Source organism: Amycolatopsis kentuckyensis (genome assembly GCF_002155975.1).
GTDB lineage: Bacteria > Actinomycetota > Actinomycetes > Mycobacteriales > Pseudonocardiaceae > Amycolatopsis > Amycolatopsis kentuckyensis.
In genome coordinates, this window is sequence record NZ_MUMI01000246.1 from 1 (window position 1) to 6,407 (window position 6,407).

Annotated in this window: 6 protein-coding genes; 3 read left to right on the forward strand and 3 right to left on the reverse strand. The window is 73.9% G+C overall.

Annotation, left to right across the window (positions count from 1 at the left end):
• The first annotated feature begins 117 nt into the window (after nt 1-117).
• Nucleotides 118-1,476 (forward strand): type I glutamate--ammonia ligase, encoded by a 1,359-nt coding sequence (locus CCN39_RS23635; RefSeq protein WP_086845402.1) that lies wholly within the window; start codon nt 118-120, stop codon nt 1,474-1,476.
• An 8-nt stretch (nt 1,477-1,484) separates the two neighbouring features.
• A complete protein-coding gene (locus CCN39_RS23640) occupies nt 1,485-2,267 on the forward strand; it encodes a DUF6885 family protein (RefSeq protein ID WP_086845404.1) in 783 nt (260 codons plus the stop codon).
• On the opposite strand, the gene CCN39_RS23645 is transcribed toward CCN39_RS23640, so the two are convergent.
• Genes CCN39_RS23645 through CCN39_RS23655 form a run of 3 tightly spaced genes read right to left on the reverse strand, consistent with a single transcriptional unit; the run spans nt 2,245 to nt 5,602 of the window.
• A complete protein-coding gene (locus CCN39_RS23645) occupies nt 2,245-3,684 on the reverse strand; it encodes an amino acid permease (protein WP_086845410.1) in 1,440 nt (479 codons plus the stop codon). The two genes, CCN39_RS23640 and CCN39_RS23645, sit on opposite strands and share 23 nt — an antisense overlap.
• 41 nt (nt 3,685-3,725) lie before the next feature.
• Nucleotides 3,726-4,436, reverse strand: coding sequence for a response regulator (locus CCN39_RS23650; protein ID WP_244210962.1), 711 nt, complete (start codon nt 4,434-4,436; stop codon nt 3,726-3,728).
• Complete coding sequence (locus CCN39_RS23655; RefSeq protein WP_086845406.1) at nt 4,433-5,602, reverse strand: sensor histidine kinase; 1,170 nt, start codon at nt 5,600-5,602, stop codon at nt 4,433-4,435. Before CCN39_RS23655 ends, CCN39_RS23650 begins: the two co-directional genes overlap by 4 nt.
• A gap of 109 nt (nt 5,603-5,711) precedes the next feature.
• Between CCN39_RS23655 and CCN39_RS23660 the strand changes: the two genes are divergently transcribed.
• Complete coding sequence (locus tag CCN39_RS23660) at nt 5,712-6,287, forward strand: hypothetical protein (RefSeq protein WP_086845408.1); 576 nt, start codon at nt 5,712-5,714, stop codon at nt 6,285-6,287.
• Nucleotides 6,288-6,407: the final 120 nt, after the last annotated feature.

Below are 6,407 nucleotides of genomic sequence, written 5' to 3' on the forward strand. Positions count from 1 at the left end.
GATCCGGTCCGGGCGGCGCTGGATCGGCAACTGGTGAGCGCCGCCCGGACCGGATCGTGATGGCCCGCACCTCCCTCGCCCGGGATACTGACCCCGGGCGGCAGGAAGCGGGGAGCCATGACCAAGGCGGCGTCGGCGGCGGCGAAGGACTTCGCCGCCGCCGGAGTGGGTGGGGTTCACCTGGCCTGGGCCGACAACAACGGCATTCCGCGCTCGCGGATCATCCCCGTCGCCGGGCTGGCCGATGCCGCCGGCCGCGGGGTCGGGGCGACCTCGCTCTTCGCCGTCTTCGACAGTCACGACGCCATCACCTACGCGCACGACAAGCTGTCGACCCCCTCCGGGGACATCCGGCTCGTGCCCGTCGTCGAGCGGCTGCGGCGGCTCGCCGGGCAGCCCGCGCTCGCCTGGGCGCCCGTCCGGCAGCTCACCCGGGACGGCGAGCCCTGGCCCTACTGCCAGCGCACCGTCCTCGAAGCCCAGGTCGCGGAGGGGGCCAGAAGAGGGCTCGAATTCCGGGCCGGTTACGAGCTCGAGTTCGCCGTCGCGCCCGCCGGCAGCTCCGACGTCCTGGCCGCTCCCGGGCACCCCGGGCCCGCCTACAGCCCGCACGCCCTCGTCCCGCTCGACGGCTTCATCGGCGCCCTCCTGCACGACTTCGCCGCCAACGGCCTGCAGATCGGCCAGCTCCACGCCGAGTACGGTGTCGCGCAGCTCGAGCTCTCCCTCGCTGCCACCGATCCGGTCTCCGCCGCCGATGACCAGCTGCTCGCCCGGCAGACCATCCACGCCGCCGCGCGGGTGCACGGGCTCGCCGTCAGCTTCGCCCCTCTCGTCGGCCTCGACGCCGCCGGGAACGGGTGGCACCTGCACACCTCGGTCCGCCGGAAAGGCCGCAATCTCCTCGAAACCGGCAAAACCGGGCAGCCGGACGGGGACGGTGCCGGCTACCTCGCCGGGCTGCTGCGCGACCTGCCGGCCCTGACCGCGATCACGGCGCCGAGCGTCCCCTCGACGCTGCGGCTGCGGCCCGGCTACTTCGCGGGCGCGTACGCGTTCTGGGGCGTCGAGAACCGGGAGGCGCCGCTGCGGTACGTCCCCGGCTCGGCGCTGCTGGGCGAGGGCCACGCGAACGTCGAGCTCAAGACCTCCGACGCCTCGGCCAACCCGTACCTCGCGCTCGCCGCGGTGCTCGCCGCCGGGATGGCCGGCATCGAGGACGCGCCCGCGCTGCCCGAGCCGATCGGGGACGACCCGGGCGGCTGGACCGACCGCGAACGGGACGTCCGCGGGGTGTCCCGGCTGCCGGCGAACCCCGCCGAACAGGATGCCGCGCTCGTGGCGTCGCCGCGGATCGCCGGGGTGCTCGGGGACGACCTGCTGGGTGCCTTCCGCGCCGTCCGGGCGTCCGACGCGGCGTGGGCGGCCGACCGCACGGCCGACGAGATCGTCGCCGCCCATCTTTGGCGCTACTGAGGGGACCGATGACTTCCGGGATCGACGGCGGGCAGCTCGACCTGTCCGGGGTGCGGTGGCTGCCGGGCGGGGCCCGGCTGGCCGCGGTCGCCCAGGCGGAACTGCCCCAGAAGGACGGCCTGGCCGCGGCGTTCTGCGGGCTCGCCGCGCTGCGGGCGGCCGGGCTCGACGTGCCCGACCAGGACGCCGTCGCGGCGGCCGCGGGCACGGTCCGGGGCCCGGCCGTGCGCCCGCCGGGGGAGCCGGGCCGGCGCGACTTCCGGCTGCCGCTGCCGGTCGTCGACGACCCGGCCGCGGCCGGCACCCGGGTTTCCGGGCTGGCGGCGGCCGTCGAGTCGCTGTCGCGCGGCGCCCTCGCGGCGGTGCCGGTGACGGGGGAGTGGACCACCGAGGCGCTGTTCGACCTGCTCGTCGGGCTGTGGGACGTCCCGCGCGTCGCGGTGCTCGCCCGGATCGACGGCGCCGAGCTCGGCGCCCACGACACCCCGGAACGCGCACTGCTCGACTACCTCGACACCGGCGTCCCGCCACTGTGGATGTCCCGCTGGCGCCCGCCCGGCGGCCACTTCGTGCTCCTGGTCGGCATCCGCATCGGCGCCGAGGGCACCCTGATGTCCGTTGTGGACACTTATCCGTCCTTCGGCGACGACGGCCGCCACGACCAGCCGGTCGAATGGGTGACGGCGGCACTGGGCGGGCTCGGCGTCCTCGTGGTCGTCGACGCGGACCAGGCGGCCGTGGTGCGGCGAGCGGCCCGCGACGCCGGGCTCACTCCGTCCTACTGGGACTGACCGGCGCCCGGTTCGCGAAGCGGGAGTGGCGGCGGCCGTAGGCGAAGTAGATCACCAGGCCGATCACCAGCCACGCGGCGAACCGGATCCACGTCAGCACGTTCAGGTTCAGCATCAGGTACAGGCACGCCAGCGCGGCCAGGATCGGGACCACCGGCGAGAACGGCACCCGGAACGGCCGGTCGAGGTCCGGACGGCGGCGGCGCAGCACCGGGACCGCCACGGCCACGATGATCATCGCCGACAGCGCGCCGATGCTCACCATGTCGGCCAGCTCGGAAATCGGGACGAACGCGGCCAGCACGGCGATCAGCGCGGCGCCGCCGATGGTCATCCGGTGCGGGGTGCCCCAGCGCGGGTGCGCGGTGCCGAGCGCCTTCGGCAGCAGGCCGTCGCGGCCCATCGCGAAGCCGATCCGCCCGATCGTGACCAGCTCGACCATCATCACCGACGTCAGCCCGGTGACCGCGCCGAGCGAGATCAGCGCGCCCACCCAGTGCTGGCCGACCCGGTCGAACGCGTCCGCCAGCGGCGCGCCGGTGTCGATGTCGGTGAACGGGACCATGCCGGTCAGCACGATCGAGACGCCGATGTAGAGCAGGGCGCACACCCCCAGCGCGCCGAGGATGCCGACGCGCAGGTCCTTGCGGGGGTTCAGCGTCTCCTCGCCGAGGTTCGCGAGCGCTTCGAACCCGGTGTAGGCGAAGAAGACCACGGCGGCCGCGGTGATCATGCCGGCCAGGCCGTAGACGGACTGTTCCAGCCCCAGTGCCGCCTGGACCGCCGGTTGCTCCAGCACCGTCGACCCGGCTTCGGGCGCCTTCGCCGGCGGGATGAACGGCGTCAGGTTCGCGCCCTTGACGAAGAACAGCCCGACCGCGAGCACCAGCACGCAGACCGCGACCTTCACGCAGACCAGCAGGTTGGTCACCCAGGCCGACTCCTTGATGCCCCGCACGGCGACGACGGTCAGCACGGCGATGACGAGCACCGCACCGATGTTGACCTTCGCGTCTTCGCCGAACCACTCCGGCGACAGGCCGAGCAGGTTCGCGAGGTACCCCGACCAGCCGCGCGACACCACGGCGGCGCCGAGCGCGAACTCCAGCAGCAGGTCCCAGCCGATGATCCAGGCGAACACCTCGCCGAGGGTGGCGAAGGCGTAGGTGTAAGCGCTTCCCGCCGTCGGGACGCTGGAGGCGAGCTCGGCGTAACACAGCGCCGCCAGCCCGGCGACGACCGCGCCGAGCACGAACGACAGCGTCACGGCGGGCCCGGCGTGGGTCTTCGCCTCGACACCGGCCAAGGTGAAGATGCCGGTGCCGATGATGATGCCGACGCCGAACCCGATCAGGTCGCGCCCGCGCAGCCGTCGTTTGAGCTCCCCGGAGTCCTGGCGTTCCAGGACCTCGTCCACGTTCAGCGTTCGCCGCTCACCCATGAGGAGAAGTTAGAAGGTCACGGGTCTTTCCGCAGATCGGTGGCGGTCAGGCCGGTCTCCTGGGCGAGGATCGCGGCCTGCACGCGCGAGCGCAGGCCGAGCTTGGCCAGCACGCGCGAGACGTGCGTCTTCACCGTCGCCTCGCCGATGTACAGCCGCCCACCGATCTGGGCGTTGGACAGGCCTTCGCCGAGGCAGCCGAGCACCTCGCGCTCGCGGTCGGTGAGCTCGCCGAGGCCGGCCGGGAGCGGGGCCCGTTCCGGGGCCGCCGCGGCGAACGCGGTGATCAGCCGCCGCGTGACCTGCGGGGCGAGCACGCCGTCGCCGGCCGCGACGAGCTTCACCGCTTCGATCAGCCGGGGCGCTTCGACCGATTTGAGCAGGAAGCCGGCGGCCCCGGCGCGCAGCGCGCCGTGCACGTACTCGTCGAGGTCGAAGGTGGTCAGCACGAGCACCTGGGTGAGCCCCTCGGACACGAGTTCCCGGGTGGCGGCGATGCCGTCGGTGCCCGGCATCCGGACGTCCATCAGGGTGACGTCCGGCCGCAGCGCCCGCGCCTGCCGGACGGCGGCGGCGCCGTCGGCGGCCTCGCCGACGACCTCGATGCCTTCGGCGTGGCCGAGGATGGTGGTGAGGCCGAAGCGGATGGCGCTGTGGTCGTCGGCGACCAGGACGCGGACGGTCGCAGCGGCCTTCAGGGGGTCCCGGGGCGAAGCTCCGGTCGTCACAGCGGGCCGCCCACGGGGAGTTCGGCGCGGACGAGCCAGCCGTTGCCGGTGGGGCCCGCGGTGAGCTCGCCGCCCACCGCGTCCGCGCGCTCGCGCATGTTCAGCAGGCCCGTTCCGCCGCCCGCCGGGGGGAGCGGGGTGCGGACGTCGTTGCGGACCTCCACCGCGAGGACGCCGTCGAGGCAGTGGACGGCGACGTCGACCCGCCCGCCCGGGGCGTGCTTCACCGCGTTGGTCAGCGCCTCCTGCGCGATCCGGTACGCCGTCAGGTCGACCGCCGCCGGCAGCGGCGCCCTGGAATCCACAGTGGACTCCACGTGCACCTCCAGCCCGCTGGCCCTGGCCGACTCCGCCAGCTTGGCCAGGTCGGCCAGCCGGGCGGGCGCGGTCGTCTCCGCGGCCCCGCCGTCGGCCTTGAGCAGCCCGATCATCGTGCGCATCTCCTCCAAGGCGCTGACACTGTTCTCCCGCACCGATTCGAGCACCGTCTTCGCCAGTTTCGGGTCGGGCAGCGACAGTGCCGCCTCCGACTGGATGGCGATGGCCGAGAGGTGCCCGGCGATCACGTCGTGCAGGTCCCGGGCCATCCGCCCGCGTTCGGCGGTGATCGCCGCCCGCCGGTCCAGTTCCGCGATCTTCGTCAGCTGCTCGGCGTTGGCCCGTTCGGTGTCGGCGATGTCGCGCTGCTGCCGGACGTTGGCCGCCCACCACACCGGCGTGATGACGAAGGGCAGCATGCCGACCGCGGCCAGCACCGCCGTCCGCCACTCCTGCGCGAGGACCAGCACCGCGCCGAGCACGCCCACCACCGCGAACGCGGCGAGGCCGATCATCACCCGGCTGGTGCGGCGGGAGCCGTAGAGGGTCGCCGCGTACAGGAAGTCGGTGTAGATGATCAGCACCGGCAGCGACGGGCCGAGCCCGATGTCCACCGCGAGCAGCGCCGTGGCCAGGACCAGTGCGAGGGGCACACGCCGGCGGAGCAGCTCGAGCCCGCACAGCGCGGTCAGCTCCAGCAGCCGCACCGCCAGCGGCGCGTGGTCGTACGCGGTGACGATCCGGTGGACGCCGGTCGCGTAGACGAGGAACCCGAGCAGCCAGGTGGCGAGCGCGATCAGGCCGTCCTGCTGCCACACCGGGAGCGAGCGCAGGCGGGGGAGGGGCACTCGATCATCCCAGCACACCGCGCGCCGGGCCCGCGTCCTACGAAGTGATGACGCCCGGTCCTCCCCTTCGCCGACGCGCCCGGCCGGGAGGGCGCGCGAGCGTGGTGGGGTGGAAGAGATCGGGAAGTTCTTCGCGGAGAACCCGATGGCCGCCGTCATCGCGGCGGGCGAGATCGGGTTCTGGGTGTTCATCGCGGCGGGGCTGGCGGTGCGGTACGTGCTGCGCCTGCGGCGCGCGTCGGCGGTGCTGCTGGCCATGGTGCCGCTGGTCGACGTCGTGGTGCTGGTGGCGACCGTGCTCGACCTGTCCGCCGGGGGCGAGCCGGGGTTCACGCACGGCCTCGCGGCGGTCTACCTGGGCTTCAGCGTGGTGTTCGGGCCAGGCATGGTCCGGTGGGCGGACGAGCGGTTCGCCCACCGCTTTGCCGGTGGCCCGCCGCCGCCGCCGAAGCGGCAGGGGCGGGAGAAGCTGCGGTACGAGTGGCGCGAGTGGGGCAAGTGCCTGCTGGCCTGCGGGTTCGCCGCGGTGGCCCTGCTGGCGGCGATCTTCGCGATCGGCGAGCCGGCGCGGGTGGCGCCGCTGTGGGGCTGGTTCCCGCGGCTGGGCACGGTGTCGGTGATCTGGCTGGTCGCCGGGCCGGTGTGGGAGGAGCTGTTCGGCAAGCGCGAGGAGGTGCGGTCGTGATCGAGCTGCTGGGGATCTTGCTGGTCGTCCAGGGCGGCGGCGGGCTGCTCAACCGCCTGCTCGGGGCGCGCTCGCCGAGCTGGTTCGTCCAGCTGCACCTGCTGCCGCCGTCGCTGCACG